25 protein-coding genes and 1 pseudogene are annotated in these 23,681 nt (G+C 69.4%); 6 read left to right on the top strand and 20 right to left on the bottom strand.

The annotated features are described in order from the left end of the window. Positions 1-779, bottom strand: a pseudogene (locus ACYVE7_RS02160) (putative quinol monooxygenase); the annotation flags it as partial. Positions 780-943: 164 nt separating this feature from the next. Between ACYVE7_RS02160 and ACYVE7_RS02155 the strand changes: the two are divergent. Both ACYVE7_RS02155 and ACYVE7_RS02150 read left to right on the top strand, forming a co-directional pair. Then, entirely contained in the window at positions 944-1,507 is a 564-nt protein-coding gene (locus ACYVE7_RS02155; protein WP_460362702.1) for a sigma-70 family RNA polymerase sigma factor, read from the top strand. A gap of 88 nt (positions 1,508-1,595) precedes the next feature. Then, the gene (locus tag ACYVE7_RS02150) at positions 1,596-2,468 is read left to right on the top strand and encodes an HAD family hydrolase (protein WP_460362700.1); all 873 of its coding nucleotides are present in this window, start codon (positions 1,596-1,598) and stop codon (positions 2,466-2,468) included. A 13-nt stretch (positions 2,469-2,481) separates the two neighbouring features. Here ACYVE7_RS02150 and ACYVE7_RS02145 read toward each other — a convergent pair whose 3' ends face one another. The 6 genes from ACYVE7_RS02145 to ACYVE7_RS02120 all read right to left on the bottom strand — a co-directional run bounded on the left by ACYVE7_RS02145 (position 2,482) and on the right by ACYVE7_RS02120 (position 6,988). Beyond that, positions 2,482-3,396 (bottom strand): lysophospholipid acyltransferase family protein, encoded by a 915-nt coding sequence (locus ACYVE7_RS02145; RefSeq protein WP_460362698.1) that lies wholly within the window; start codon positions 3,394-3,396, stop codon positions 2,482-2,484. Next, positions 3,396-4,412 (bottom strand): NAD-dependent epimerase/dehydratase family protein, encoded by a 1,017-nt coding sequence (locus ACYVE7_RS02140; protein WP_460362696.1) that lies wholly within the window; start codon positions 4,410-4,412, stop codon positions 3,396-3,398. The genes ACYVE7_RS02145 and ACYVE7_RS02140 overlap by 1 nt, the downstream gene beginning before the upstream one ends. 47 nt (positions 4,413-4,459) lie before the next feature. Next, a complete protein-coding gene (locus ACYVE7_RS02135) occupies positions 4,460-4,558 on the bottom strand; it encodes a 30S ribosomal protein bS22 (protein WP_012854759.1) in 99 nt (32 codons plus the stop codon). A 185-nt stretch (positions 4,559-4,743) separates the two neighbouring features. Then, positions 4,744-4,947 carry a helix-turn-helix domain-containing protein gene (locus ACYVE7_RS02130; RefSeq protein ID WP_460302746.1) on the bottom strand — a complete coding sequence of 68 codons (204 nt, stop codon included), beginning with the start codon at positions 4,945-4,947 and terminating at the stop codon, positions 4,744-4,746. A gap of 110 nt (positions 4,948-5,057) precedes the next feature. Continuing rightward, positions 5,058-5,819 carry a phosphatase gene (locus tag ACYVE7_RS02125; protein WP_460362704.1) on the bottom strand — a complete coding sequence of 254 codons (762 nt, stop codon included), beginning with the start codon at positions 5,817-5,819 and terminating at the stop codon, positions 5,058-5,060. Between the two features lie 14 nt (positions 5,820-5,833). Further along, positions 5,834-6,988 (bottom strand): acetoin utilization protein AcuC, encoded by a 1,155-nt coding sequence (locus ACYVE7_RS02120; protein ID WP_460362694.1) that lies wholly within the window; start codon positions 6,986-6,988, stop codon positions 5,834-5,836. Between the two features lie 152 nt (positions 6,989-7,140). Here ACYVE7_RS02120 and ACYVE7_RS02115 point away from each other — a divergent pair, with 152 nt between their 5' ends. Then, positions 7,141-8,157: an alpha/beta hydrolase gene (locus ACYVE7_RS02115; RefSeq protein ID WP_460362692.1), complete on the top strand. Its 1,017-nt coding sequence runs from the start codon at positions 7,141-7,143 to the stop codon at positions 8,155-8,157. On the opposite strand, the gene pip is transcribed toward ACYVE7_RS02115, so the two are convergent. The 4 genes from pip to ACYVE7_RS02095 form a co-directional block, all read right to left on the bottom strand. After that, complete coding sequence (gene pip / locus ACYVE7_RS02110; RefSeq protein ID WP_460362690.1) at positions 8,154-9,107, bottom strand: prolyl aminopeptidase; 954 nt, start codon at positions 9,105-9,107, stop codon at positions 8,154-8,156. The genes ACYVE7_RS02115 and pip overlap by 4 nt on opposite strands. Further along, positions 9,107-9,616, bottom strand: a complete 510-nt coding sequence (locus tag ACYVE7_RS02105) for a DinB family protein (protein ID WP_460362688.1) — start codon at positions 9,614-9,616, stop codon at positions 9,107-9,109. Before ACYVE7_RS02105 ends, pip begins: the two co-directional genes overlap by 1 nt. A 633-nt stretch (positions 9,617-10,249) precedes the next feature. Next, a complete protein-coding gene (locus ACYVE7_RS02100; RefSeq protein ID WP_460362686.1) occupies positions 10,250-10,984 on the bottom strand; it encodes an HNH endonuclease family protein in 735 nt (244 codons plus the stop codon). Next, on the bottom strand, positions 10,981-12,408 hold the full coding sequence (locus tag ACYVE7_RS02095; protein ID WP_460362684.1) for an AAA family ATPase: 1,428 nt from the start codon (positions 12,406-12,408) through the stop codon (positions 10,981-10,983). Before ACYVE7_RS02095 ends, ACYVE7_RS02100 begins: the two co-directional genes overlap by 4 nt. 94 nt (positions 12,409-12,502) lie before the next feature. Between ACYVE7_RS02095 and ACYVE7_RS02090 the strand changes: the two genes are divergently transcribed. Continuing rightward, on the top strand, positions 12,503-13,642 hold the full coding sequence (locus ACYVE7_RS02090) for a GmrSD restriction endonuclease domain-containing protein (protein WP_460362682.1): 1,140 nt from the start codon (positions 12,503-12,505) through the stop codon (positions 13,640-13,642). Positions 13,643-13,727: 85 nt separating this feature from the next. Here ACYVE7_RS02090 and ACYVE7_RS02085 read toward each other — a convergent pair whose 3' ends face one another. From ACYVE7_RS02085 to ACYVE7_RS02045, 9 genes are all read right to left on the bottom strand, one after another. Then, on the bottom strand, positions 13,728-14,909 hold the full coding sequence (locus ACYVE7_RS02085) for an ABC transporter permease (protein WP_460362680.1): 1,182 nt from the start codon (positions 14,907-14,909) through the stop codon (positions 13,728-13,730). Next, entirely contained in the window at positions 14,906-15,589 is a 684-nt protein-coding gene (locus tag ACYVE7_RS02080) for an ABC transporter ATP-binding protein (protein ID WP_460362678.1), read from the bottom strand. Before ACYVE7_RS02080 ends, ACYVE7_RS02085 begins: the two co-directional genes overlap by 4 nt. Then, entirely contained in the window at positions 15,586-16,914 is a 1,329-nt protein-coding gene (locus tag ACYVE7_RS02075) for an efflux RND transporter periplasmic adaptor subunit (RefSeq protein ID WP_460362677.1), read from the bottom strand. Before ACYVE7_RS02075 ends, ACYVE7_RS02080 begins: the two co-directional genes overlap by 4 nt. Before the next feature lie 103 nt (positions 16,915-17,017). Beyond that, positions 17,018-17,812 carry a pyrroline-5-carboxylate reductase gene (proC, locus tag ACYVE7_RS02070; protein WP_460362675.1) on the bottom strand — a complete coding sequence of 265 codons (795 nt, stop codon included), beginning with the start codon at positions 17,810-17,812 and terminating at the stop codon, positions 17,018-17,020. A gap of 35 nt (positions 17,813-17,847) precedes the next feature. Beyond that, the gene (locus ACYVE7_RS02065; protein WP_460362673.1) at positions 17,848-18,747 is read right to left on the bottom strand and encodes a proline dehydrogenase family protein; all 900 of its coding nucleotides are present in this window, start codon (positions 18,745-18,747) and stop codon (positions 17,848-17,850) included. A gap of 31 nt (positions 18,748-18,778) precedes the next feature. Beyond that, positions 18,779-19,513 carry an ABC transporter permease gene (locus ACYVE7_RS02060; protein ID WP_460362671.1) on the bottom strand — a complete coding sequence of 245 codons (735 nt, stop codon included), beginning with the start codon at positions 19,511-19,513 and terminating at the stop codon, positions 18,779-18,781. Beyond that, on the bottom strand, positions 19,510-20,211 hold the full coding sequence (locus ACYVE7_RS02055) for an ABC transporter ATP-binding protein (RefSeq protein ID WP_460362669.1): 702 nt from the start codon (positions 20,209-20,211) through the stop codon (positions 19,510-19,512). Before ACYVE7_RS02055 ends, ACYVE7_RS02060 begins: the two co-directional genes overlap by 4 nt. A gap of 93 nt (positions 20,212-20,304) precedes the next feature. Further along, positions 20,305-20,883: a TetR/AcrR family transcriptional regulator gene (locus tag ACYVE7_RS02050; protein ID WP_460362667.1), complete on the bottom strand. Its 579-nt coding sequence runs from the start codon at positions 20,881-20,883 to the stop codon at positions 20,305-20,307. 4 nt (positions 20,884-20,887) lie between these two features. Next, complete coding sequence (locus ACYVE7_RS02045) at positions 20,888-21,760, bottom strand: sugar phosphate isomerase/epimerase family protein (protein WP_460362666.1); 873 nt, start codon at positions 21,758-21,760, stop codon at positions 20,888-20,890. Between the two features lie 116 nt (positions 21,761-21,876). Here ACYVE7_RS02045 and ACYVE7_RS02040 point away from each other — a divergent pair, with 116 nt between their 5' ends. After that, entirely contained in the window at positions 21,877-22,578 is a 702-nt protein-coding gene (locus tag ACYVE7_RS02040; protein WP_460362664.1) for a class I SAM-dependent methyltransferase, read from the top strand. 42 nt (positions 22,579-22,620) lie between these two features. Continuing rightward, on the top strand, positions 22,621-23,670 hold the full coding sequence (locus ACYVE7_RS02035) for an alpha/beta fold hydrolase (RefSeq protein ID WP_460362662.1): 1,050 nt from the start codon (positions 22,621-22,623) through the stop codon (positions 23,668-23,670). Positions 23,671-23,681 lie beyond the last annotated feature (11 nt).

Below are 23,681 nucleotides of genomic sequence, written 5' to 3'. Positions count from 1 at the left end.
CGCTGCTGCGGCGGCTGCGGCGGGCGCTGGCGGGCGTGCTCGGGGCCCTGGGCAGCCCGGCCGGGGACCTGACCGTTAGGGACCTGGCCGTTGGGGACCTGGTTGCTGCTGACGTCGCGGCGGTGGTCCATCTCGTCCTCTTCTTCTTCCTCGTCGTCGACGGGGACCGAGCGGTCCGCGCCGAACCAGATGAGTCCGGCGGCCGCCGCCATCCCGACGACCTTGAGCAGCCCCGGCAGGAACCCGGCGGCCACGACGTCCAGGACGCCCGCGCCGGCCGCGATCGCGATCGGCTGCGGCTCGAGCTCCTTGCGGTTCAGCACCAGGACGGTACCGACCAGCAAGGTCAGGATGACGACGCCACTCGCGGCGTTCAACAAGGCGCCCGGCAGGCTGCCGTACATGTCGCCCGGGTTGGGGAGGGTCTTGCCGAGTTTGCCGGTGAGCGGATCCCAGGCCAGGACGACCACCGCGACCAGCGTGAAGGAGATCCCGATCAGCCGTCCGGCGAACCGCGCCTGCACCGACTTGGCGATCAGTTCGACCGCGCCCATCGCCAACGCGACGGGTGCCAGCAGCGCCGCGCCGATCATGGTGACCCGGAAGGTGAGGGGGCCGAACCCCGCGAGCAGGCCCACCCCGGCGGACGCCAGCGCCAGGCCGAGCGCCCCGACCGACACCGCCCAGAGCCAGAGATGGAGTTTGCGCTGGTGGAGGGCGGCCTGAACCAGCAACCCGGCGCCCACCAGGGCTGCCAGGGTCGCTACGAGAGCCACCATTCCTTCCACCATCGCGCCCCCATGGTGCCTGATGAAGCGGAGTGAGTCGTACCGCCGGGGTAACTTCTCACGGTTTTCCGACCAAATCCCTATTGTCCCGCTTCTTTGCGGATACCTAGAGTGAGGCTCCGTGCCCTAGGTCACACCCCTCCGCGGGAGGCCCCATGCCATCGGCGAACGCCCCCGAAGCCGCGCTCCTCGTCGAACGCGCCCGGGCGGGCTGCCGTGAGGCCTTCGGAGAGTTGTACGCGCAGCACGCCGGATCGGTTTACCGCTACCTCCACGTCAAGACCGGCTCCCCCACCCTCGCCGAAGACCTCACCAGCGAGACCTTCCTGCGGGCCCTGCGCAGGATCGAGCACTTCACCTGGACGGGCCGCGACTTCGGCGCCTGGCTGGTGACCATCGCCAGGAACCTGGCCGCCGACCACTACCGGTCGAGCCGGTTCCGGCTGGAGACGATCACCGCGAGCCCGCCCGAAGAGGCCGTGGACGGGCCCGAGCACGACGTCCTGAACGCGCAGCGGCGGCTGCTGGTCGTCCTGGCCGTCCGGGAACTGGGCGAGGAGCAGCGGCGCTGCCTGGAACTGCGGTTCTTCCAGGAGCGGACCGTCGCCGAGACCGCGACCCTGATGGGACGGCGGGCCGGGGCCGTCAAAGCGCTCCAGCACCGGGCCGTCCGTTCACTGGCCCGCCTTCTGGCCGCCGATCCGCGTTCCGTCGCGTAACCGAAAATGACCGGACGGCCACTGTGAGAACGGTCGCGATTCGCGGCGAATCGGGAGATCGTGGCCCTGTGAAGATTAGGCTCGTACCATGCGTCGATTCTGGCAACGGCAGGCGGAGGACCCGGTGAGCGCCGGAAAGGCGGCCGCCGAGGCGGCCCAATCACGGCCCTGGCCCGAGCACGACACGACGGCCGCGGCCTTCTTCGACGTCGACAACACCATGATGCGCGGCGCGTCGATCTACTACTTCGCGCGCGGCCTGGCCAAGCGGAAGCTGTTCACGACCCGCGATCTGACCATGTTCGCGCTCGGGCAGGCCGCCTTCCGGGTCCGCGGCACCGAGAACGCCGACCACATCGGCACGGCACGCGAAGCGGCCCTGTCGTTCGTGGCGGGCAAGAGCGTCGACGAGCTCGTCCGGCTCTGCGAAGAGATCTACGACGACGTCATGGAAGACCGGATCTGGCACGGCACCCGCACCATCGCCCAGGCCCACATCGACGCGGGCCAGCAGGTCTGGCTGGTCACCGCCACGCCCGTCGAGATCGCCAGGGTGATGGCCAGCCGGCTCGGGCTGACCGGCGCGCTCGGCACCGTCGCCGAGACCGTCGACGGGCACTACACGGGCCGGCTCGTCGGCAATCTGCTGCACGGGCCCGCGAAGGCCGAGGCCGTCCGGGCGCTCGCCGAACGCGAAGGGCTGTCGTTGGAGCGGTGCAGCGCCTACAGCGACTCCGCCAACGACCTGCCGATGCTGTCGATCGTCGGGCATCCGAACGCCGTCAACCCCGACGGCGAGCTCCGCGAGCACGCCAGGTCCAACAGCTGGCCGATCCACGACTTCCGGACGGGCCGGAAGGTCGCGATCGTGGCGCTGCCCGCGGCGGCGGGCGCGGGCGCCCTGGCCGGCGGGGTCGCGGCGGGGATCGCGCTGCGCCGCCACTACCGCGGCGCGTCCTGAGCCGGACCGGAAGCTAGAAGAAGGCCGGGCCGCGGCGGAGCAGCAGGTCGTAGAGCATCTGCTGGATGGTCTCGCGGACCTGGTCGGTCAGGTTGAAGACCGTCATCGGGTCGTCGGCGTGGTCGGCGGAGTACTCGTCCAGGGTGATCGGCTCGCCGAACTGGATCATCCATTTGGACGGCAGCGGAACCAGGCCCAGCGGGCCGAACAGCGGCCAGGTGGGAGTCACCGGGAAGTACGGCAGGCCCAGCAGCCGGGCCAGCGGCTGAAGGTCGGCGATCTTGGGGTAGATCTCCTCGGCGCCGACGATCGCGCACGGGATGATCGGCACACCCGCCTCCAGGGCGGTGGCGACGAACCCGCCGCGGCCGAACCGCTGGAGCCGGTAGCGCTCGGCGAACGGCTTGCCGACCCCCTTGAAGCCCTCGGGGAAGACGCCGACGAGCTCGCCCTTCTCCAGCAGGCGCTGCGCGTCGGAGTTGCAGGCGAGCGTGTGGCCCGACCGGCGGGACAGCTCGCCCAGGAACGGCACCTGGTAGACCAGATCGGCGCCCAGCAGCCGCAGATCGCGGCCCAGCGCGTCGTGTACGCCGACCTGCAGCATCCCGGCGTCCATCGGGATCGTGCCCGAATGGTTCGCCACGACCAGCGCCCCGCCCCGCTCGGGAAGGTTGTCCAGACCGTGCAGCTCCACCCGGAACCAGTGCTGGTAGAGCAGCCGGGCGACCGGCATGACGACCGACTCGACCAGATCGCGGTCGAAACCGAACTCGTCGATCTCGTACTCGCCCGACAGCCGCCGCCGCAGGAACGCCAGCCCCGACGCGACCACCCGCTCGACGGGGTTGCGCTCCGGCTCCATGACGCGGGGGGCGTTGAGCGGGATGACCTGCGCGAAGCTCTCGTAGTCGTCGCGCCCGGCGTTCATCAACGCAGACCTCCGGTCAACCGGTCGAAGACGGCCAGCGGAAGGCTGTTGCCGAGGCCGTGGGCGTGGAGGAACTCGGTGTAGGCGGCCTCGGTGGAGTACTTGGGCCGCCACGACAGCTCGTCGACGAGCCGTGCGGTGTCCAGGGCGCGGCCGTAGGTCAGCCAGCGCTGGAGTTCGCTGGAGAAGCCGGGCAGGCCGCCGAACCGTTTGCCGGTGTCACCGAGCGTCGAGAACGCCGGTGCGGGCAGCCGCAGCGCCGGACGGCCCGCACGGCGGACGCACTGGCTGAGCAGGAGCACGCCGTCACCGGCCACGTTGAAGACGCCCGGATGATCCTCGACGGTCATCCGGCGCAGCACCTCGACCCCGTCGTCACTGTGGACGAACTGGAGCCGCGGATCGAACCCGAGGACGGTCGGCACCACCGGCATCCGCAGATACCGGGTGACCGGCGAGTCGACGTCGGGCCCGAGGAAGTTCGCGAAGCGCAGCACCGACACCGTCAGATCGGAGCGGCGGCGCTTCAGCCCCCGCACGTACCCCTCGACCTCGACGGCGTCCTTGGCGTAGCCGGAGGTCGGGGGTTCGGCGGGCTCGTCGTCCTCCGCGAAGACGGCGGGATCCATCGCTGAAGAGCCGTAGACGGCGGCGGAGGACCGCACCACCAGCTTCCGCATGTGCGGCGAGCGCTGGCAGGCGCCGAGCAACTGCATCGTCCCGATGACGTTGATCTCCTTCATCGGGACCCGGCCACCGCTCGAGGCGGTCACCAGGTTGAGATGCACGACGGTGTCGACCTCGGCAGAGGCGATCACCTTCGCGATGCTCGGGGTGCGGATGTCCACCCGCACGAACTCCGTGCGTCCGAGGGGAACGGTCGGCGGGACGGTGTCCACGCCGATGACCCGTTCGATTCCCGGATCCGCCTGAAGGGTGTTCGCGACCCGTGCGCCGAGAAACCGGGACACCCCGGTGACCAGCACGACACGGGCCGCGCTTGCGGAGGCGCGCATAGAAGACACTGTGCGGCCCACCCCTTACGGCTACTAGAGCAACGTGTTTACTTCTTGTTACGCCGCTGAACGCGCGTCTTCTTGAGCAGCTTGCGGTGCTTCTTCTTGGCCATACGCTTACGGCGCTTCTTGATGACGGAGCCCACGAAACCTCACTATTACGATCCCCGGCCACCACGGGGATGACCGTCAAAGGGCGTGCACGAAAACGGGCTCATAACGCAGCCCAGCGGCTAAGACTACCGCCGCCCGCCCCATGACGAGTACCGGCGGCCTTCCGGCCGCCGGTGTGGATCTCGTTCACCTTCGGGAGGCAGACCCCGATGCCGGGCTACCCGGCCTCGATGTAGGCCTCTCGGAGGTAGTCGTGCACGGCCTGCTCGGGAACCCGGAACGAACGGCCGACCCGGATGGCCGGAAGTTCGCCCGAATGCACGAGCCGGTAGACGGTCATCTTGGAGACCCGCATTACCGAAGCCACCTCGGCGACGGTCAGGAACCTCACCTCGCTGAGAGGTCGCTCACCTGAGCCCATGGGACGCCCTCTTCCACACGCGATGCGCCACCTGCCCTTTGGGTGACTTTGATCACCGGCGTGTACTTCATCCAGCGTAAATCGTGTCCCCAGAGTCGCAAGAGGGTTCTTTACGCCAACAGGCCCGCACGACCCAGCAGGTAGCCCGTCAGCGGCGTGTAGTGCCGCGGCAGCACGTTGTCGTCCAGGGGCACGGCGACCTCGATTTTCCCCACGACATGCCCGGCGAACAGGGCGGGGTCGTTGCAGTCGGCGAATCCGACCGTCGGGATTCCGGCCTCTCCGGCGGCTCCGGCCCAGCCGTGGTCGGCGATGACCAGATCCGGCCGATGCCGGGATTCGGCTGCGAGGTTTGCCAGCATCGCCTCCATCGGCGCGCTGTCGTGGGTGTGGTGGAGCGACCCACCACCGGACAGGACGGCGACGTCCTCGAAGTACCGGACGCTGCGTTTCTTCGGCCCGTCGTAGGTGTCGACCTCGTAGGACCAGCCCTCGGCCGGGGTGAGGACGGTGCAGCCGGCGGCCTTCAGGGCGGCCGCCAGGGCGACGTGGACGGGCAGCAGGCCCGTCGGGTGGCCCGTCGCCAGCAGGACGCTGCCCTTCGCCTCCGCGGTGCGGGCGACGCGGTCGGCCATGGCGTCGAGGCCGTCGAGGGTGAGGTCGACGTCGATGGTGTCGTCGCCGTAGAAGTGGTTCGGGTCGGGGTTGACGCCGACGAGGCGGTGCATCATGGCCAGGCCGCGGTCGAACGTCCACTCGCCCAGGTCCAGGCCGAACTGGTAGTACGGGTCGCCCGAGACCATCTTGCGGAGATTGCGGAGGTTCGACTGGCGGGGCGTCGCGACCTCGCCGGCGATCGCCGTCGCCAGCAGGTGGTCGCGGAGCGCTAGTCGAGCAGCGGGTCCAGGCCGTGCTCCGGGAAGACCGCCCGGCGGGTCGCCAGGATCGCCTGATCGATCGGATTGGCCGGGTCGAATCCCTTGTCCCATGTCCGCACCTCCGCGCTCGAACCGTCCGTCATGACTTTGGGGGCGATCTCGCCGGTCCGGTTCCTGGCGAAGTCGCGCCATTTCTCGGGGCAGGGGGTCGGGGGGTCGATCGGACGGTGCGCGGCGATCGCCAGCAGATGCGTCCAGGCCCTGGGAACCACCTGGACGAGCTCGTAGCCGCCACCCCCGGTCAGCACCCACTTGCCGTCGCAGAGCTCGTGGGCGAGGTCGTGGAGGGCCGCGTAGGCGGCGCGCTGGCCGTCGATCGTCAGGGAGAGGTGGGCGAGCGGGTCGTCGCGGTGGCCGTCACAGCCCTGCTGGGTGACCAGGATCTGCGGGCGGAACGCGCGCAGCAGCGGCGGGACCACGCCGTTGAAGGCGCGCAGCCAGGCGTCGTCGGTGGTGCCGGGGGGCAGGGCGACGTTCACGGCGGTGCCCTCGGCGCCCGTCTCGTGCGGGTAGCCGGTGCCGGGGAACAGGGTGCGCGGCGACTCGTGGAGGCTGATCGTCAGGACGCGCGGGTCGTCGTAGAACGCCTCCTGGACTCCGTCGCCGTGGTGGACGTCCACATCGACGTAGGCGACGCGCTGGGCGCCGTGGTCGAGCAGCCAGGCGATCGCCACGGCCGGATCGTTGTAGATGCAGAAACCGGCGGCCGAAGCCGGCATGGCGTGGTGGAGGCCGCCCGCGATGTTGGCGGCGTGCTCGGTCTCGCCCGCCCAGACGGCCTTCGCGGCGGCGACGCTCGCGCCGACCACGAGGGCGGCGGCGTCGTGCATCCCGGTGAACAGCGGGTCGTCGGCGGTGCCGAGGCCGTGGCCGTGATCGGGGCGCAGGGACTCCCCCGCCCGTTTGACGGCCTCGAGGTAGGAGCGGTCGTGGACCAGCTCCAGCAGCCCGTCGCCGGCGGCTTCGAACGAGCTGAGCTCGACCTCGTCCAGGACGCCCAGTTCGCGCGCCAGCTCCATGGTCAGCTCGACCCGCACCGGATTGAGGGGGTGCGAGGGCCCGAAGTCGTAGGACAGGAGCTTGTCATCCCAGTAGACCCGCATAGATCAACCGTAGCGCGTCACTCAGAGTCACATGGAACGTACTAGATTGACCCCTTTTGTGATGTGAACCACTAGGGCAATCTGGGCATCTAGTTAACAGAGCAGAAACACACGGGGTATCCCCCGGAGCTCAGTGACCCCGAGGGGTGGCCATGATCGAGGACAGTGCGGCGGCTTCACTGGCGACGGCGCTCCTGCCGTCGGCGCCCAGCCCCTGGGAGCGGAACCCCTCCTGGCAGAGCCTTGTCGTGGGCCTGGCCCTGCGGCACACCGTCCGGCCGATCCTGCACCGGGTGCCGGGGCGTCCGCTGCCGATCCGCGCGGCCCGCACCGCGATCGACCGGGCGGCGTCGCTGCTGCCGTCGGACAAGCGGGTCCGGATCGAACGGGTCCGCGACCCGCATCTCGCGACGGGCAAGGTGCTGAAGGGCGAGTGGATCCTGCCCGAGGCGCCCGCGGACGGCGCGATCCTCTACCTGCACGGCGGCGGCTACGTGGTCTGCTCCCCCGCCACCCACCGCCCCATCACCACCCGGCTGGCCCTGGACACCAGCCTCCCCGTCCTTGCGCCGAAGTACCGGCTGGCGCCCGAGCACCCCTTCCCGGCGGCTCTGGAAGATGCCCTGGACGCCTACCGCTGGCTCCTCGCCAAGGGCATCACCCGGATCATCGTCGCCGGCGACTCGGCGGGCGGCCATCTCGCCGCCTCACTGGCCGGCGAGATCTCCCGCACGGGCCTGCCCGCGCCCCTGGGCATCGTCCTGTACTCCCCTTGGGCGGACCTGACCTGCGAACTGTCCACCCAGATCGACCGCGTCACCCGCGACCCCTACATCTCCCCGTACACGGCGCGCCGGGTCGGCCGTCTCGTCGCCGGCAAGGACATCGACCCCCGCCTGGCCCTCCTGTCCTGCGACTGGGGCGCTCTCCCCCCGGTCCTCATCCAGGTCGGCGGCGCGGAGGTCCTCCGCCCCGACTCCGAAGCCCTCGCCTCCATCCTCGCCGACGCGGGCGCCGACGTCCGCCTCCAAGTCTGGCCAGGCCAAATGCACGTCTTCCAAATCCTCAACCGCCTCCTCCCCGACGCCAACGAAGCCATGCACGAAACCACCGCCTTCATCACCGAAGCCCTCTCCCCCACCCACCCCACCCTCACCGTCGTCGCCTAACCGGCTCCGAACCAGGCGATCGCGGCGAGCGCGGCCTCGGCGGCGGCGCGGTGGGCCGTGCCGTGGCCCGCGCCGCCGAACAGCAGCAGCTCGGCGGCCGGCCACCCTTGGGCCAGCCGGTAGGCGGTCTCGGCCGGGGAACTGACGTCCAGCGCGCCATGGATCAGCACGGCCGGGACATGCGCGATCCGGTGGACGCCGTCCAGCAGCGGCCTGCCCTCCCCGAGGAACCCGGCGTTCGCCCAGTAGTGCGTGACGAGCCGGGCGAAGACCAGCCGGAATGCCGGATCGTCGAACGCGGGATCGGGCTCATGGCCCGGCACGGTCGCGACATGCGTGTCCTCCCACCGGCACCACTCCCGTGCGGCGGCCGCGACCACGGCGGGGTCGGGATCGTGGAGGAGCCGCGCGTACCCGGCCGCCAGATCGCCGTCGCGGTCCGCGGCCGGAAGATGGTTCCGGAACCGGTCCCAAGCCTCGGGGAAGACCCGCCCCATCGCGCGGGTGACCCAGGCGACCTCCTCCCGCGAGGTCGTCACGATGCTGTGCAGCACCAGCTCGGTGACGCGCTCCGGGTGCGCCTGCGCGTAGGCCAGGGCGAGGGTCGCGCCCCAGGAGCCGCCGAACAGCAACCACGCGTCGACGCCCAGTAGCTCACGGAGCCGCTCCAGGTCGCCGATCAGATGCGGTGTCGTGTTCGCCGACAGGTCGACGGCCGGTTCCGCGGCGCTCGGCAGGCTCCGCCCGCAGTTCCGCTGATCGAACAGCACGACCCGGTACACCTCCGGATCGAAGAACCGCCGCCACCCCTCGTCACAGCCCGAACCAGGCCCGCCGTGCACGCAGACCGCGGGCTTCCCGTCCGGGTTCCCGCAGACCTCCCAGTACACGCGGTGCCCGTCTCCCACGTCGAGGAAGCCCTGATCGTCAGGCTCTGCCGGGGGGAACATCAGGCGCCGGTGGTGCCGTCTAGGGATTCGCGGAGGAGGTCGGCGTGGCCGTTGTGGCGGGCGTATTCGTGGATGAGGTGGAGCATGATCATGCGGAGGTTGACGTCGGAGTGGGTGCGGGGGTTGTGGAAGATGGCGTCTAGGGAGGGGGTGGCGGCTTCGATGCGGCGGGAGTGCTCGATCTCTGCTTGCCAGGCGGTGAAGGCTTCGGCGCGGGTGGAGGCGGAGGCGTCGTAGGCGGTCTGGTAGTCGTCGGCGTGGGACCAGACGTTGGGGAGGTCGCGTTCGGCGGCGGCCGTCTTACGGAACCAGGTGCGCTCCACCTCCGCCATATGGCGGACCAGGGCCAGCAGCGACAGCGTCGACGGGGGTGAAGCCTGGCGGCGGAGCTGCTCGTCGTCCAGGCCGTCGCACTTCCACGCGAGGGTCGCCCGATGGTGGTCGAGGTGGGCGCGGAGCGAAGTCCGCTCGTCGGCGATCAGCGGCACCCCAGGCCGTTCAGTAGACATCACAAAACCCTAGCCGTCGCCACACCGTCCGCACGCTGGGACCGATCGGCACCCGCCTGACCGCAGGCCCCGACCACATCGAGCTGGACACTTCCCTCGGCGAGTGGCCGATGCCGACGACACCATCTCGCCGCACCTGCTGACCTCACCCAGGCCGCGTGATCATGGTCCGATCCCCGGGATAGATCTCCCGGTCCCCACCCGCCCGCTCCACGACGGGCACCCCAGGCGGAACGTCCAAGCGCCGCTGCTCTTCCTGAGTGGCGGCGCGCGCCCGCACACTGTCCCCCGGATACAGCGCGATGACCGTCACGGGCATCTGCGACCGCTTGAACGTCCCCAGCCCATGCTCGGTGAGGATCAACCCCTCCCCCCGCAGCACCCCGGTGCCTGTCGCACCAAACTCACGTCCACCCCGTACTCGTCAGCGAGCCGTCGCGACGGCGGCAACAACTCCCCGTAAATCAACATCACAAGCCGCTCCCGCAACTCATCCGCGATCCAGAGGTACTTAAGCCCTCGGGCCCTCTCCGGACCCCCGCACCGTCGCACACCCACCACCAACTGTTCCCCACAAGCGTTCGACCCAGTTCGGGTCCCTCCTAAGCGTCGGCACACCACGCGCCTATACCGCTACCGAAGTAGTGCTTTCTGAAGATCCGGGCGGCGGAGGATGTTCACGATGTCGGGCTCGAAGATCAGATCGGCGTTGACGTTGTGCGCCTGTCGGAGCATGGACTGACACACATCAGCGAGCGGCTGGTCCTGGACTCGTCTAACCAGAGTGTTCTTGGCAGCGTGGTCGGCCCGCAGATCGGCTCTTGCCCAGTCCCGGAGCATTGTTTGCAGGTGGTAGACGGCGTCTGCCCTGCCGCGCGCGAGCAGTTCATTGTTGAGATCACAGATCTCGATCGTGGCCTGACCCTTATCGGTAAGCGCGTCGTACTCACCAAGGGTGAAAGTCAGCATCAGGTGCTCGAAAGGATCTTCAGCGGTCGGGTCGATCAGCAGTGGTCTGCCAGCGGCGTCGAGTGGGAACCTGCCCCGCTTCTGATGGCTGTTGCAGCCCGAACAGGCGAGAAGGTGGTTAAGCCAGTCGAAGGTCCGCAGCGGGTTCCGGGCGACAGGTTCGAAATGATCGATATCGGTGCCACGATTGTCCCCGCAGTACATGCAGTACTCGCGGCCGGGCGCCATCCTACGAAGCGCCTCGTCGAGCTGCGAGCGCACTCGCCTGCGGACCGTGCTGTGCTTCCAGAGCCCTTGAGCGTGCTTCTGCCGCTCAGCGGACGCGCTGATCTCCGCGGTGTACTTGACCATCTCGGCCGTGACCGCTTCGGGCAAGGGCTCCCGAACGATCCGGATCATTCCTCGCGCGCCCCCCGGTCCAACAGACCAGCACCGATCTCCCGGCTCCGTGTGATCGCGGAGCTGGTCAGTTTGTCCTTGAGCTCCCGATAACGCGCGATCTCCGCCGCGTCGGCGGTCCCCTTCATGACCTTCACCTCGAGCGCCACCAGCTCCCCACGCAGCCGTCGCGCGGCGTCTGAAAACGTGGTCTCGATCCCGAACAGCTCCGACACGACCGCGTCATCACCACTCCCGTAGACCACACGCTCCCACAAGTCCTCGGCAACAACATGGGGTTTCATTTGCTCTGCGGGGCCAGGCAGCCGGACTAGCCCACCAGGGTCAGCATCCTGACAGATGTACGGGCTGTGCGTGGTGACGATGAACTGGACACGAGGGAAACGAGCCTTGAGCCAGGAACCGATCCGCTTCTGCCACGCGATGTGCAGGTGCGCCTCAACCTCGTCGATCATGACGACGCCCGGTGCGGTGACGACGGTCCGGCCTTCAGCGTCCTCGGCACAGGGAAGGCTCCCGTAGGCGGCGACCATCTGGCGCAGAATGTCAACGACGAGCGCGGAGACCGTCCGATATCCGTCGCTCATCTCGCGCAGCGGGAACTCCCTGCCCTGGCTGACGACCCAGAGACCGTCGGAATCCACTCTGCTGAGCACGTGGTCGTCGGGGAGCAGGCCGTCCGAGAGGACTTGCAGCACGGTCTGCTTCAACTCGGCGGCCCCGGGCTCCCCTTCCAGCTCGCGCAGATGCTGTTCGATCAACCAGCCGACACCCTCGGTGAGCGGGACGTCCTCATGGAAGAGGCTCGCCATCCGGTCCTCGAGACGCGGATTACGCGCCGGACCCAACCTCCCGGCAGCGGCGCCGGGGAGCCTGCGGAAAGCCCCATACGCCGCACAGAACCAACCTCGTCGATTCAGATACCAGGGCCCGCTCGCGGCTCCGACGCGGATGGACATCCTCGCCTCCTCGTCATCAAGGTGAAGATTCGATTGAAACCGATCTCCCGTCATGCGAGGTTGGACCTCCCGAGGCCACTGCGAGGAAGTCGCCAAGTGCGGCGGGATCGACCAAGACAGACCTAGGTCGATCTCCACCAGGCCCCGTGCCGCCAGACGTGAGGCATATCTGTCCGGGAGGTGCCAAATGTCCTCGGGCTCCGTCCCGATACTGACCATGGCACGGGCCGAGCCGCTGTCCGAACTCACCCAGTTACCGAAGTCGAGCATGAGATTGCGTGCCACCTCAGGCCCCGCGACCGCGAGAGCGATGGCGCGGAGCATGGTCGTCTTACCCGAACCATTACGACCCGCCAGAACCGTCCAACCAGCGTGAGAGCCGTCGGGACGGGTGAGACTCAGCTCGACGGTGCGCTCCCCGGAGAACCCCTTGATGTTGCTCAACCGCACCCGGGTGATGTACATGAGGCGACTCTACGAGACGTCTCGATAGGCTGACGGTATGGACGGGCAGGATGGTGTGACCCTCGGAGAGTTCGACAACGGGATCCTCGTCGAGGTGGAGGACGACGTCCTCACCTACGGCGTCGAACTCGAACCGCTTCCTCCCGTCACGACCGTGCCGTTCAACCCGGCGGACGTGCGGATCCACACCGAGCCGCGAAGCGTGGGCCCGCTTCTCCGCAAGCTCAAGCGAGATGAACTCGATCTCCAGCCCGACTTCCAACGGGCGGCGGGCATCTGGGACGTCCCCCGGCAGAGCCGCCTTATCGAGTCCCTGCTGCTGAAGATCCCGATTCCGACCTTCTACATGGCGGAGATGCCCGGAGGCCGTCTCGCGGTCGTGGACGGCGTCCAGCGGCTCACCACTATCGCGCGCTTCGTCTACCCGGAGTACATCGGCGCCGACCCCCTCAAGCTGAACGGCCTCCAGTATCTCCACCATCTGAACGGCAGAACCTTCCCCGAGCTGCCCGAGGACGATCAAGATCAGATCCTTGACTCGCCTCTCACGGTGAACTTCATTCTCGACGGCACGCCCGAAGCGGTGATGTTCGAGATCTTCACGAGGATCAACACCGGTGGCCAACCCCTCAGCCCACAGGAGTTGCGGCACGCACTCATCCCCGGGCAGTCACGCGAGCTACTGAAGAAGCTGGCGTCTAGCAAGCCCTTTCTGGACGCCACCCTCCGCACGGTTAACCCGCTCCGCATGGCTGACCGGGAGATGGTCCTGCGGTTCCTCGCCTTCCGCATCACCGATCCGAACGACTACAAGAGCGATGATCTCGACGCGTTCCTACGGCTCTCCACGCGTAAGGTCAATGACCTTGACCCCGCTGAGATCGAGCGGCTCACGGTGGAGTTCACCCGTGCGATGAACGCGGCGAGCGCGATCTTCGGTGAGCACGCCTTCCGGAAGGTCGTCCGTGATCAAACCCGGCGGCTGCCCATCAACAAGGCGATCTTCGAGGCCACTGCCGTGAGCCTGGCGAAGCTCGACGACGACGATCTGTACGACCTCATCGACCTGCGCTTCGAGGTCCAAGAGCGCTACCTGGACCTGCTGGGAGACATCGAGTTCTTCCAGTCTGTATCCGTGGGCATCGGCGACGTGGCCCGCGTCCACCGCCGCTTCAACGCCATGTACGCCATGCTACGGAATGTAGCGGACGACGCCGGAGCGACGATCGACTGAGGGACGTGGTCGAACCTCGCCCGCTGGAAGCAGCGGTCGGGACAGCGGAGAGGCTGACGTTGTCGGAGCCCGGGAACGGGTGGGGCTAGTCGGTGCGCAGGGCCGTGACGGGGTCGAGCCGGCCGGCGCGGCGGGCCGGGACGACGCCGAAGAAGACGCCGACGCCCGCCGAGACGAAGAACGCCAGGAGCGGCGACCACCAGGAGACGACGGCGGGGACCGGGGTGATCTGGGCGATGGCGACGGCCGTCCCGACGCCCAGGGCGATGCCGATGACACCGCCGATCGTCGTCAGCAGGATCGCCTCGACCAGGAACTGGACGAGGATGTCGCGCTGCCGCGCCCCCATCGCCTTGCGGAGCCCGATCTCCTTGGTCCGCTCCCGGACGCTGACCAGCATGATGTTCGAGACCCCCACCCCGCCCACCAGCAGCGAGATCGCCGCGATCGCCGCCAGCACCCCGGTGAGCGCGCCGAGCACCTTGCCGATGGTGCCGAGGAGCTGGGTCTGGGTGACGGCCGAGAACTTGTCCTCGGGATGCCGGGCCGACAGGGTGTCGACGAGGGAGGTCTGCAGCCCGTCCACGGCGGCGGCGGTCGGCGCCCGGACGGCCATGAAGTCGACCCGTCCGGTGTTGAGGAGCCGCTGCGCGGTCGTCAACGGGATCTGCACCTCGGTGTCGCGCGACTGCCCGAACGTCTGCCCGACCTGCGCGTACACGCCGACGACCCGGAACCGGCCGCCGGAGATCGCGACCTGCCGGCCGAGCGGGTCGACGTCGCCGAACAGGTTCTCGGCGGTCTGCGAGCCGAGCACCACGACCCGCCGCCGCGTCTCCACGTCGATCTTCGACAGGTAGCGGCCTCGGGCGAGGGGCCGCGCGAACACCTTCGCGACGTTCTCGTCGGTTCCGGCGAGGGTCGCGTACACCTCTTCGCGGCCGGCCCGGACGGTGGCGCTGGACGTCAGGGTCGAGGTGACCCGAGTGTCGCCGACGAGCCGCCGGAGCGCGGCGGCGTCGTCGAGGTCCATCGTGCTGACGGCCGGAGCCGAGCCGAATCCGATCTCGCCCGGCACCACGAAGATGATGTTGGAGCCGAGCCCTTCGATCTCGTCCTGCACCATCTGCTTGGCGCCGCCGCCGATGGAGACCAGCGCGACCACCGCCCAGACCCCGATGATCACGCCGAGCATGGTGAGCAGGGACCGCATCCGGTTGACGCGGAGCGCTTCGGCGGCGATCCGGAAGAGTTCGGCGGGTTTCACCCGGTCACGTCCCGTTCGATCAGTCCGTCGCGGATGTGGATCTGGCGCCGGGCCCGTTCGGCGACGTCCGGTTCGTGGGTCACCAGGATGATCGCCACGCCTTCTTCGCCGTTGAGCCGTTCGAGGAGGTCCATCACCTCGTGTCCGGTCTTGGTGTCGAGGTTGCCGGTCGGTTCGTCGGCGAGCACCACTTTCGGTTCGCCGACGAGCGCCCGCGCGATGGCGACGCGCTGCTGCTCGCCGCCGGACATCTGGTTGGGCCGGTGGTCGAGCCGGTGCCCGAGCCCGACGGTCTCCAGCGCCGCGACGGCGCGTTCGCGGCATTCGGCGCGGCCGAGCCCCCGGTACTGCAGCGGCATCGCGACGTTCCCGACCGCCGAGGTGCGCGCCAGCAGGTGGAACGACTGGAACACGAACCCGATGTGGGCGTTGCGGAGTTCGGCGAGCTCGGCGTCGTTGAGCTCGGCGACGTCGCGGCCGCCGACGAGCAGGGTGCCGGTGCTGGGCCGGTCGAGCGCCCCCAGCAGATGCATCAGGGTGGATTTGCCGGAGCCGGACGGCCCGAGGATCGCCGCGTACTCGCCGTCGCCGATGATCAGGCTGACGCCTTTCAACGCCGTGACCTCGACCCCTTCCATCCGGTAGGTCCTGGTGACGTCGACGGCCTGGAGCGCCGTCATTTCAGTTCCTGGCCCGTCTCGACGGAGTCGGCGTTGGCGATGACGATCCGGTCGCCGTCCTTGAGCCCCGACTTGATCTCGACGGTGCTGTCGCCTTCGGCGCCGGTCTGCACGGTGCGCCGTTCGGCTCTGCCGCCGACGAGCACCCAGACGGTGCTGTCCTGCCCGCTGGTGACGATCGCGGCGACGGGCACGGTCAGTACGCCCGTCACCTCCCTGACCTTGATCCGTACGACGGCGCTCATCCCGGGCTTGGGGGTGGGCGCGGCCGAACCGTCGCCGAATTCGCCCTGCTTGAGGGTGAGTTGCACCCGGTAGGTGACGCCGCCGCCGGTCGCCTGCCCGGGGGTCACCCCGACGCTGTAGACGACGGCGTCGTAGCGGGCTTCGGGCAGCGCGTCGAAGTCGGCTTCGGCGGAGGCGCCCCGCCGGATCTGGAGGATGTCCGATTCGTCGATGTCGGCGGAGAGCCGGAGCTGCGACACGTCGGTGACGGTCACGATCGCGGTGCCCGCGCTGACGGGCGCGCCGACGGCGATCTGCGCGGCTTCGCTGGCGGCGCCCGGCAGGCTCGCGCCGCTGCCGACCAGATTCTGGAGCTGGGCGGGGAGCGCGCCGGTGGCGCTGCCGCCGGCCGGTCCGCCGAGCGAGACCACCCCGTCGAACGGGGCTTTGATCACCAGGGCGTCGACGGTCCGCTGGGCGGTCTTCACCGCGGCCCTGGTCTGGACGCGGCTGGCCGCGCCGATCGACGCCATCGCGCTGGAGATGCTGCCGATCCCGGCGTTGAGCCTGCTCACGGCGGCGACGGCGGCGTTGGCCGCGCTGTTGTACTGGCCTTCGGCCTTCGTGATCTCGGCGAGGACCCGGGCGCGGTCCTTCTTGTCGGGGATCTTCTTGGCGATCTCCCGCGCCTTCTTGAACCCCGACTTGGCGATCTTGTCGGACTGGGAGCGGAACGAGCCCAGCGAGATCCCCGACGGGACCGCGCCGCCGCCCGCGGCGGCCTGCCGGTCGGCGTCCTTGGCCTGGGCGAGCTGCTCTCTGGCCACGGGAGCGGAGATCGTCGCCAGGACGTCGCCCTGCTCGACCTCGTCGCCGTCGCGCACCTTGAGCTGCTTGATCACGCCTTCGGCGGGGCTGCGGAGGGTGGCGTCGGCGCGGGCGGCGAGGGTCGCGGGGGCCTCCACCACCTCCGCGACGCTCCCGATCGAGACCGTGCCGAGCCTGGCCTTGTCCTTGCCGTCGCCGCCTGAGCAGGCGCTCAGCAGGACCGAGACCAGGATGAGGGCGAGCGCTGGGGGGGTATAACGCCTTATAGCCACCTGGGCATAGTAGGAGCCGACCTAGCCGCCCGACAGTGACACCTGTCACCTCCTGTGACATTTCAGCCAAAGGTCGGACGGGCCTCTCCCCCGCGGGTATGACTCAGCCGCCGGCCAGTTCCCTGCCCCGGTTGCGGGCCGCTTCGATCGCCTCCAGGACGGCCGCCCGCACCCCGTGCCGCTCCAGTTCACGGATCGCGGCGATGGTCGTCCCGGCCGGTGAGGTGACGGCCTCGCGCAGCAGCACCGGGTGCTCGCCGGAGTCGCGCAGCATGACGGCCGCGCCGACCGCCGACTGGATGACCATGTCGAGGGCGGCGGCGCGCGGCATCCCGAGCAGGATCCCGGCGTCGACCATGGCCTCGACCAGGTAGTAGAAGTAGGCGGGGCCCGAGCCGGACAGCGCGGTGGCGGCGTCCTGGAGCGATTCGGGGATCCGCGACACCTTCCCGACGGGCGTCAGCAGCTCCTCGGTGAGCTTCAGATGCGCTTCGGCGGCGTGCGACCCCGCCGAGATCACGCTCATCGCCTCGTCGACGAGGACGGGCGTGTTCGACATGACCCGGACGACCGGAACGTCCGCGTTCAGGCGTTCCTCGATGAACCCGGTGGTGATGCCCGCCGCCATCGAGATGACCAGGGTGTCGGCCTTGATGTGCGGCCCGACCTCGGCGAGCAGCTTCGCCATGTCCTGCGGCTTCACCGCGAGCACCAGCACCGACGCCCGCTCGGCCGCCTCGACGTTCCCGGCGACCTCGACGCCGTACCGGTCGCGCAGCAGCGCCGCCCGGTCCTCGCGCCGCGCCGTCACCAGCAGCTCGCCGGGACGCCGCCCGGCCCGCAGCACGCCCGACAGCAGCGCCTCGCCCATCTTCCCGGCACCGAGAATCGCGATCATCACACACACCTTGACCTGGTAGGAGGGTGCTCAGCCTACGACGCGAGCGCGCGGAGGAAGAACAGCAGGTTGGCGGGGCGCTCGGCCAGCCGCCGCACCAGATAGCCGTACCATTCGCCCCCGTACGGGACATAGATCCGGACCTGGGCGCCGGTCGCGGCCAGCCGGTGCTGCTCGTCCACGCGGACCCCGAACAGCATCTGGTACTCGAACGAGCCGAGCTCGCGTCCGTGGATCAGCCGCAGCGCCTCGGCGATCTCGATCAGCCGCGGGTCGTGGGTGGCGAACATCGGGTAGCCGGCGCCCGCCATCAGCACCTTCATACAGCGGACGTACGCCTTGTCGACCTCGGCCGGGGCCGGGAACGCGACGTCCGGCGGCGCCGCGTACGCCCCCTTGCAGAGCCGGACCCGCGATCCCGCGTACGCCAGCTCCGCGCAGTACTCCTCGGACCGCCGCAGCGACGCCTGGATCACCGCGCCCGTCTCGGGGTACTCGGCGCGCAGCTCGGCGAGGATCCGCAGCGTCGAGGCGACGGTCGTGTGGTCCTCCATATCGAGGGTAACCGTGGTCCCGGCCAGCAGCGCCGCCGCGCAGATCCGGCGGGCGCAGGCCAGGGCCAGCGCCTCGTCGAAGGACTGGCCGAGCGCCGTCAGCTTGACGCTCACCTCGGCGCCCGGTTCGAGCCGGGCGATCAGCTCCTCGTACGCCTGGACGGTCCGTTCGGCCTGGCGGACGTCCAGGGTGTCCTCGCCGAGATGGTCTAGCGTGACGAGCAGCCCGTCGGCCAGCAGGTTCCGGGCGACGGCCAGGGCGTCGTCGGTGGTCTCCCCGGCGACGAAGCGCCGGACCACCCCGCGGGTGACCGGCGCCGACTCGATGAGCCCGCGCAGCCCCGCGCTGCGCGAGGCGGCCAGAAGTGTTCGGCGAAGCATCGTTGATCCCCTCCCACCTCCAGAGTAGAACTCAGGGGGTTCGCCTTGGGAGGGTGGCCGCCCCGAGGACCAGCGCGGCGACCGTGCAGCCTACGATGATCAGCATGTCGGCGGCCAGCGCGCCGCCTGCTCCGGCGGTCGTGGTGAGGCGCTGCATGGCGTCGACGGCGTAGGAGAGCGGCAGGACGTCGGAGATCCACGACAGCACCCCGGCCATGCTGTCGCGGGGCGTGAACAGCCCGCAGAGCAGGAGCTGCGGCAGCACGACCAGCGGCAGGAGCTGGACGGCCTGGAACTCGGTCTTGGCGAACGCGCTGCCCAGCAGGCCGAGCGCCACCCCGAGCAGGGCGTCCAGCAGCGCGACCAGGACCAGCCCCCAGACCGGTCCCTGGACGTCCAGCCCCAGCCAGGTCAGGGAGATCGCCAGGATCAGCGCGACCTGCGCGAGGGCGGTCAGCCCGAAGGCCAGGGCGTAGCCGAGCAGCAGGTCGAGCTTGCCGAGCGGGGTGGTCATCAGCCGTTCCAGGGTGCCGCCGGTCCGTTCTCTGAGCGTCCCGATGCTGGTCACCAGGAACATGATCACGAAGGGGAAGATCCCGAGGAGCATCGGGCCGATCCGGTCGAACATCCGCGCGTCGTCGAACACGTAGCGGAGCAGGACCATCAGCACGGTCGGCACGACGACGATCAGCGCGATGGTCCGCTTGTCGTGCCGGAGCTGGTCGAGGATCCGTCGTGCGGTCGCCAGGGTCACCCGGGGGTTCATGCCGCCACCTCCGTGATCAGTCGCAGGAACGCCGTTTCGAGGTCGTCGGTGCCGGTCCGTTCGCGCAGCTCGTCGGGGCTCTGGTCGGCGAGGAGCCGGCCGTCCCGCAGGAGCAGCAGCCGTTCGCACCGGGCCGCCTCGTCCATCACATGACTGGACACGATCATGGTGGTGCCGTCGGCGGCCAGCTCGTGGAAGAGCTTCCACAGCTCCTGCCGCAGCACCGGGTCGAGCCCCACGGTCGGCTCGTCCAGGACCACCAGCTCCGGCTTCCCGAGCAGCGCCACAGCCAGGTTCAGCCGGTTCTTCTGCCCGCCGGACAGCGATCCGGCCACCTGCCCCGCCTGCCCGCCGAGGTCCACCCGCTCGATCACCCGTGCGACGTCGTCCTCCGACGCCCCGATGACCGCCGCGAAGTACCGCAGGTTCTCCCGGACGGTCAGATCCAGGTACACGGCCGGGTTCTGGGTGGCGTACCCGACCTTCCGGCGCAGCCCCTTGCTCCCGGCGGGCTCGCCGAGCACGGTCACCTCGCCGCTCGCGACGGTCTGCACCCCGACCAGCGCCCGCATCAGGGTCGTCTTCCCGCATCCGCTGGGCCCGAGGAGGCCCACCACCCGTCCGGGCGGCAGGTCGAACGACAGGCCGTGCAGCACCTCCCGCCGTCCCCGCACCACCCTCAGCTCCCGTACGCTCACCGCAAAATTCATCATGTGATGAATTTATGTCGGCGCGCGAGCACGGTCAAGGAGGCCGCGAGACCGGAGGGGATAAGGGACCGCCGAAAACCGTCAGCCGAGGTACTGCTGGAGCGTGGGGGCCAGCAGGGCGATCAGCTCCTCGTCCGAGGCGGCCACGAGATCGTCGACCTCGATGACGTAGCGCAGCAGGACCAGCCCGACCATCTGGGCGGCGGCGGCGACCATGTTGAGGCGGGGGACGTCCAGGGCGTCCGCGATCCTGGTCAGCAGGGCCGCGGTGACGAACTCGCGGAGCATCGCGGCGCCCTGGTCCGTGGTGACGGCCGAACGGACGATCGCCAGCAGGCGCGGCCGCATCTCCGGATGCGACCAGACCCCCAGAAAAGTGCGGGCCAGGCGCTCGCCGAGCTCGTCACGGGGGCCGTCGAGGATCGCGGCGACCAGCAGCGACGGATCGACGGGAAACTCCATCGCCTCGACGAACAGGGCTTCCTTGCCGTCGAAGAAATGGTGGACGAGGGCCGGATCGACCCCGGCGGAGCGGGCGATCGCCCGCAGCGAAGTCCCGGCGAAGCCCTTCTCGGCGAACAGCTCACGCGCCGCCTTCAAGATCAGCGGACGGGTCTCCGACGGGCCCCTGCGACGGCCCGGACGTGCGGTCTCGGCCACGGCGTCAGTGGCCGCGCTGCCGGGTGACCTCGCCCGACGTGGTGACCTCCCAGGTGCGGCTGGCCGCCAGATGGAGCCGCGCGAACGCCAGCGCCTCGGCCAGATCCTCGACCCGCTCCGACCGCGAAGTGGCCTTCCGGGTGTTCACCTCCAGCACCACATGGCCGCTGAACCCCTGCGTGGCGAGGCGTTCCAGCATCTCGGCGCACGGCTGGGTGCCCCGGCCCGGCACGAGGTGCTCGTCCTTGTTGGGGATGCCGTTGCCGTCGGCCAGATGGAGGTGGCGAAGGCGTTCGCCCATCCCGTCGGCCATCAGCAGGGCGTCGCTGCCGGAGACGGCCGTGTGCGACAGGTCGAGGGTGAGGTGCGGGAAGTCGTAGCCGGTCGGGTCCCAGTTGGGGGAGTACATCCCCAGTTCGGTGCCGCGGGCCTTGGCAGGGAACATGTTCTCGACCGCGAAGATCACGTCGGTCTCGTCCTGCATCCGGGCGAGGCCGCGCTCGAACTCGCGGGCGTACTCGCGCTGCCAGCGGAACGGCGGGTGCACCACCACGACGTCCGCGCCCAGCTCCTCGGCGACCTCCTTGGAGCGGAGCAGCTTCCCCCACGGGTCACGGCCCCAGACCATCTGGGTGAAGATCAGGCAGGGCGCGTGGATCGACTTGATCGGCATCTGGTGGTAGTCGGAGAGCCGGCGCAGCACATTGAGGTCCTGCGACGCCGCGTCGAGCGCGACCATCACCTCGACGCCGTCGTAACCCAGCCAGGCGGCCATCTCGAACGCGCTCGGCACCTTCTCGGGGTAGACCGACGCGGTCGAGAGGGTGATCGGGGCGTCCGGCACCCTGATCGACCGGGCGACATCGTTGCGGGACAAGGCTCCTCGCTCTCTGGCCGTACTACCCGGAAAGCCTATGCGTTCCGCATCGTGACGCGAGCAGTCGACGGGCAGAAAAGAGCGATTCAGGCACGGGGTTGGTTACCCTTTGTGATGTGGTCGAAGTAGCCCCCGGCGCCATCCCGAGCCCGAACATCTGGCGCACCCCGCAGATCTATGAGCTGGAGAACCGCGCCGTCGACCCCGACGGCCTGATCGCCGAGGCGATGCGGGCGATCCGTCCGTGGGACGGCCAGACCGTCCTGGACGTCGGCTGCGGGACGGGCTTCCACCTCCCGTTCTTCGCCGAGAAGGCCGAACGGGTGATCGGTGCGGAACCCCATGCCGGGCTGGCCGCGACAGCCCGCCGCCGCTGCGCCGGCCTGCCGAACGTGACGGTCCGTACGGCGGCCGCGCAGGCGTTGCCGCTTCCGGACTCCTCGGTGGACTTCGTGCATGCTCGGTGGGCGTATTTCTTCGGTCCTGGCTGCGAACCGGGGCTGCGTGAGATTGGTCGCGTTCTGCGGCGCGGCGGCACGATGGTCGTGATCGACAACGACGCGACCCGTTCGACGTTCGGCCGCTGGTTCCGCGAATGGCTGCCCAAGTACGATCCGCAGTCCGTCGAACGGTTCTGGGCGTCCCAGGGGTTCAGCCGGGAACCGTTGACCATCCGCTGGTCGTTCCCTGACCGGACGGCCCTGGCGAGCGTGTTGAAGATCGAGTTTCCGGCGGCGCTGGCGGAGCGTTTCTTGGCCGAGACGCGCGGAACCGAGGTCGACTATGCCGTCTCGCTCTGGTACAAGACCTTTCGCTAGCTGGACATTTTGTATAACAATGCCGGGAACAGGAGGTTACTCATGAGTCGTCGCAATCTGGTCCTGGCCGCCACCGCACTCGGCCTCAGCGCCGCGGGCGCGGGTGTGGCGGGTGTCGCCGCCCAGCGGCACGCCGTCCGGCGTCTGGACCTGCGCCCCGATCCGCACGCCGGCGAGGCGTTCGGTTCGCTGCGCGGCCGTCCCACCCCGGTCTTCGCCGAAGACGGCACCCGCCTCTACGCCGAGATCGACAACGACGACCGCTCCGACCTGGCCATTGTCTTCTGCCACGGCTGGACCTGCACCCAGGACACCTGGCACTTCCAGCGCAAGGCGCTGCGCGGCCTCGGCCGGCTCGTCTTCTGGGACCAGCGCGGCCACGGCAGGTCCGACTCGGCCAAGCGCCACTCCTACGGGCTGCCGACCCTGTCGCACGACCTCAAGGCCGTCATCGACCAGACCGTCCCCGAGGGCACCCCGGTGATCCTCGTCGGGCACTCCATGGGCGGTATGACGATCATGCGGTTCGCGGACGACTACCCCGAACTGATCGGCACCAAGGTCATCGCCGCGGCCCTGCTCAACACCAGCAGCGGCGCGCTCGACGAGGTCACCCTCGGGCTGCCCGCCGCGATCGCCCGGATCAACAAGAAGGTGCTGCCGCGCGGGATCAAGGCCGCCGGGTTCGGCGCCGGCTACCTGGAGCGGCTCCGCCACCTCAGCAAGGAGACCAGCCTCCTCATCGAGGACCTGATCGCCTTCGGCCCGGACGCCAGCCCCGCCGCCGTCCGGTTCGCCGGGGAGATGCTGGAATCGACCAGGCTGGAAGCGCTCACCGACTTCTTCCTGTCGATGATCACCCACCCGGAGATCGCGACGTGCGCGCCGCTCACCGGGATCGAGACCCTGATCATCGCCGCGGAGAACGACACCCTCACCCCCGTCGACCACAGCCTGACGATCGCGACGCGCTGCCCGCAGGCCAGGCTCGAAGTGATCCCGACCGCCGGGCACATGGCGATGCTGGAACGTCCGTCGCTCGTCTCCGACCACCTCGGCGACCTCATCGAACGCACCCGCAAGAACCTCTGACGCGACCGGGC

Source organism: Actinocorallia lasiicapitis (genome assembly GCF_054778695.1).
The sequence above is the reverse complement of the archived record's forward strand: the minus strand, read 5'-3'. Positions and strand labels throughout refer to the sequence as shown.

Excerpts from the sequence above, each read along its gene's own strand:
- ACYVE7_RS02080 (WP_460362678.1), bottom strand. The coding sequence starts at position 15,589 with ATGACGGCGCTCCAGGCCGTCGACGTCACCAGGACCTACCGGATGGAA.
- ACYVE7_RS02155 (WP_460362702.1), top strand. The coding sequence starts at position 944 with ATGCCATCGGCGAACGCCCCCGAAGCCGCGCTCCTCGTCGAACGCGCC.
- ACYVE7_RS02115 (WP_460362692.1), top strand. The coding sequence starts at position 7,141 with ATGATCGAGGACAGTGCGGCGGCTTCACTGGCGACGGCGCTCCTGCCG.
- proC (WP_460362675.1), bottom strand. The coding sequence starts at position 17,812 with ATGATCGCGATTCTCGGTGCCGGGAAGATGGGCGAGGCGCTGCTGTCG.
- ACYVE7_RS02140 (WP_460362696.1), bottom strand. The coding sequence starts at position 4,412 with ATGCGCGCCTCCGCAAGCGCGGCCCGTGTCGTGCTGGTCACCGGGGTG.
- ACYVE7_RS02145 (WP_460362698.1), bottom strand. The coding sequence starts at position 3,396 with ATGAACGCCGGGCGCGACGACTACGAGAGCTTCGCGCAGGTCATCCCG.
- ACYVE7_RS02060 (WP_460362671.1), bottom strand. The coding sequence starts at position 19,513 with ATGAACCCCCGGGTGACCCTGGCGACCGCACGACGGATCCTCGACCAG.
- ACYVE7_RS02150 (WP_460362700.1), top strand. The coding sequence starts at position 1,596 with ATGCGTCGATTCTGGCAACGGCAGGCGGAGGACCCGGTGAGCGCCGGA.
- ACYVE7_RS02120 (WP_460362694.1), bottom strand. The coding sequence starts at position 6,988 with ATGCGGGTCTACTGGGATGACAAGCTCCTGTCCTACGACTTCGGGCCC.
- ACYVE7_RS02130 (WP_460302746.1), bottom strand. The coding sequence starts at position 4,947 with ATGGGCTCAGGTGAGCGACCTCTCAGCGAGGTGAGGTTCCTGACCGTC.
- ACYVE7_RS02065 (WP_460362673.1), bottom strand. The coding sequence starts at position 18,747 with ATGCTTCGCCGAACACTTCTGGCCGCCTCGCGCAGCGCGGGGCTGCGC.
- pip (WP_460362690.1), bottom strand. The coding sequence starts at position 9,107 with ATGTTCCCCCCGGCAGAGCCTGACGATCAGGGCTTCCTCGACGTGGGA.
- ACYVE7_RS02095 (WP_460362684.1), bottom strand. The coding sequence starts at position 12,408 with ATGTACATCACCCGGGTGCGGTTGAGCAACATCAAGGGGTTCTCCGGG.
- ACYVE7_RS02100 (WP_460362686.1), bottom strand. The coding sequence starts at position 10,984 with ATGATCCGGATCGTTCGGGAGCCCTTGCCCGAAGCGGTCACGGCCGAG.
- ACYVE7_RS02105 (WP_460362688.1), bottom strand. The coding sequence starts at position 9,616 with ATGTCTACTGAACGGCCTGGGGTGCCGCTGATCGCCGACGAGCGGACT.
- ACYVE7_RS02035 (WP_460362662.1), top strand. The coding sequence starts at position 22,621 with ATGAGTCGTCGCAATCTGGTCCTGGCCGCCACCGCACTCGGCCTCAGC.